Annotated in this window: 1 protein-coding gene; it reads right to left on the reverse strand. The window is 35.7% G+C overall.

Going from position 1 to position 1,809, the window contains the following annotated elements; all coding sequences use genetic code 11:
• Nucleotides 1-64: 64 nt before the first annotated feature.
• On the reverse strand, nt 65-1,780 hold the full coding sequence (locus tag KM885_RS17710) for an IS1634 family transposase (protein WP_047184088.1): 1,716 nt from the start codon (nt 1,778-1,780) through the stop codon (nt 65-67).
• Between the last annotated feature and the right edge of the window lie 29 nt (nt 1,781-1,809).

Here is a 1,809-nt window from a genome sequence, read left to right on the forward strand (position 1 = left end):
AAATCGCCAAAAACACTGCTAAATCAATGTTTATGGCGATTTTTTTAAGGCATAAAACTGCGTACTATTTTTCCCTTTTGGTTTGTTTAAAAATTTTTTTCATATTTTTTTGAGTAACTATTTCGTAGTCAGTTCTAAAGCCAAATGCATCATGTAATGCATCCGTAATTTCTGTTCGAGTATATACAGGTATGTATCCTTCTCCATCCAATTCTAGCATGTTCATATTTCTTAACGTACTAATTAATTCAGGACATGTAAATCTTTCATCCAACTTTTTTTCTAGAATGCGATAGATCAATAAGGACAAAAAGCATGTTAGAAAATGTGCCTTTATTCGGGTTTCTCTTTGCAAGTAAACTGGTCGAGCCTGGAATTCACTTTTTAGTATTCGGAATGTCTCCTCAATCTCCCATCGCCCATGATTTATCTTAATTATTTCCTCAATAGTTGATTCTAGATTGGTACATACGGCATAAAATCCATCATACATGGATTCGTTATCAATCTGTTTCTGATTCAGAGTTGCTTGCGTCTTATCCGCAATTTCACCATTGTCTGTTACATGTGTCGCTTTAATGAATCTCTTTGGGTCATTCTGATTATGTTTATTCAACGAGCTTGGATTTTCCATCTTTTTCTTCGCTCGTTCAACTTGTTTAGCTCGAATGGATGATTGATAACGCTGATAAACAGGGGAGTAGGTGACAATTAACTTTTGTTCTAGATCATTTTCCTTGATCCAACGCTCTTTGTAGTACGTTCTCTGGTCATTTTCGAGATTGCGAATGTCATTCAAATTTATCTTTTTATTACTTCCTGGTATTCGCCACCCTTCAGGATCCAGAGACCATTCCTTCAAAAATTTCTTCAGTTTTTTGATAGACTGCGTAGTTACAAAGGCGCGTTTTCCTCGAGTATTATATATCCGATTCTTATTTGAAGATAGACCGGCATCTGTACATACAACAAATTTTGAAAGGTTAAAGTCCTTTAAAATACGACGTTCCAACGGTTTCAAGGTTGTTTGTTCATTTCTATTTCCAGGTGTCATACTAAAAGCAAGTGGAAGGCCTGACCCATCCATGAACAGTCCCATTTGAACAATTGGGTTGGGGCGATTTTCTTTAGAAACTCCATATTGTTTTAAACCGTCTTCTTCTTCGATTTCAAAGAAAAAGTTTGTGCAGTCATAATATAGAATCTGTGTGTTTCTATCCACTACATTTAGACTGTTTTTATACACCATTTCCTCTATGTAATCTGATTGCTCGGCGAGGACACCAAGTGCCCGATAAATTTGATGTGACTGAAAATGTGCAGGTTCAAGTAAGTCTTTCGAATGTTCAAACGTTCCTTTTTTAGAGGTCGGATGTAGAATCCGTAAATAAAGAAGGCGCGAAAGTATTTCATTCAGATCATATTTGAATTCATACTCCTGAGATATCTTCTGGCAAATTTTATCCAGTTTTAACCCATGGTAAATAGATTGTAAAAAGAGGTAACCAGCATTAAATAGCGTCTGTTTATTCAATGGTATTTGCTTGGCAGGACTGTATTTGGTGACGATTTTATAGTTTCGTTCCTTTTCTTCCAGTGTTAACTTTTTAGCGTATTCTTTTGCCCAGGTATAGGGATCCACACCAGGATGCTTTTCTAAAATTTCTTTGTCATTTCCCAAGGCTTCAACAACTTTGGTTGTCCTTTTATTGCCCCGATAAATATCTTTAATTACAAAATAAGACTTGGAATTTTTAGAACGACTCACTTTAATACGCATAAAATTACCCCCAAAGCAGCTAATGTTAC

The organism is Oceanobacillus caeni (assembly GCF_019037185.1).
Taxonomy (GTDB): Bacteria; Bacillota; Bacilli; order Bacillales; family Amphibacillaceae; genus Oceanobacillus; species Oceanobacillus caeni.